Annotated in this window: 1 protein-coding gene; it reads right to left on the reverse strand. The window is 58.2% G+C overall.

Annotated elements, in window-relative coordinates:
- Positions 1 to 28: 28 nt before the first annotated feature.
- A protein-coding gene (locus FHD67_RS20220) for an IS5 family transposase (RefSeq protein ID WP_139599863.1) occupies positions 29 to 780 on the reverse strand; the annotation gives its coding sequence in 2 pieces (ribosomal slippage) (positions 29 to 459 and positions 459 to 780; 753 coding nt in all).
- Positions 781 to 850: the final 70 nt, after the last annotated feature.

Raw genomic sequence — 850 nt, forward strand, 5'->3', positions numbered from 1 at the left:
TAGGCTCCAGCCTCGTTAATTTTCAAAGCTAGAAAATGACAGTTGCGGCGAGAGCGATGGCGGACAGAAAGACCTTCGGGCACCTTTCGTAGCGGGTCGCAACGCGGCGCCAGTCCTTGAGCCTGCCGAACATGATCTCGATACGATTGCGCCGCTTGTAGCGGCATTTGTCGTATTGGACGGGCTTGCCTTGGGACTTCCGGCCAGGAATGCAGGGCGTGATGCCTTGGTCCTGCAAGGCATCACGATACCAGTCGGCGTCATAGCCCCGATCGGCCAATAGCCATTCGGCCTCGGGCAGATTGCTCAGCAGGGCCGCCGCGGCGGTGTAGTCGCTGACCTGACCAGCTGTCATGAAGAACTTGATCGGGCGGCCGTTCGCGTTCGTGACGGCATACAACTTGGTGTTCATGCCACCCTTCGTTCGCCCAATCAGCCTGCCACGCCCCCCTTTTTCAACCGCAGGCTTGAAGCTGTACGGTGCGTCTTGAGATAGGTAGCGTCGATCATCACTGTCTTCCGGTCGGCGGCTTCGGAAGCAAGTCCCTCCATCATCCGGACGAAAACACCCATGTCGCTCCGGCGCTTCCATCGGTTGTAGACGGTCTTCGGTGGACCATATTCCGGCGGCGCATCGGACCAACGCAAGCCATCAGGATTGATGAAGATTATCCCGCTCAACACCCGCTGATCATTGACCCTCGGCTTGCCATGGCTCTTTGGAAAGAATGGCCGTAGCCGCGCCATCTGCTCGTCGCTCAGCCAAAAAAGATTGCTCATCATGCACCCATCAGTTGGGGGCGTGAAACACGCCGGCAAGGTGGTCGCAACCCGATTAATGGGTCCTGAC

Origin of the sequence: Paracoccus haeundaensis, from assembly GCF_006239215.1 — a bacterium.
GTDB classification, from domain to species: domain Bacteria; phylum Pseudomonadota; class Alphaproteobacteria; order Rhodobacterales; family Rhodobacteraceae; genus Paracoccus; species Paracoccus marcusii.